The organism is Paraburkholderia sp. SIMBA_054, from assembly GCF_046534875.1.
Lineage (GTDB): Bacteria > Pseudomonadota > Gammaproteobacteria > Burkholderiales > Burkholderiaceae > Paraburkholderia > Paraburkholderia hospita.
In genome coordinates, this window is sequence record NZ_JAWRXV010001693.1 from 1 (window position 1) to 237 (window position 237).

Annotated in this window: 1 pseudogene; it reads left to right on the forward strand. The window is 51.5% G+C overall.

From position 1 onward, the window contains the following. Positions 1-62: 62 nt before the first annotated feature. Positions 63-237, forward strand: a pseudogene (gene rpsD, locus SB822_RS60860) (30S ribosomal protein S4); the annotation flags it as partial.

Consider the following 237-nt stretch of genomic DNA (forward strand, 5'->3'; position numbering starts at 1 on the left):
GTCGTCCGCCGAAAAAACGTCGCGTATAACGCCTCGTTTTCCAGGTTTGTTGGAGAAAGAAAATGGCAAGATATTTGGGTCCTAAGCTCAAGCTGAGCCGTCGTGAGGGCACCGACTTATTCCTTAAGTCTGGCGTTCGCGCGATCGATACCAAGTGTAAAATTGAACAAGCTCCTGGCCAGCACGGTGCGCGTAAACCGCGTCTGTCTGACTATGGTGTGCAGTTGCGTGAAAAGC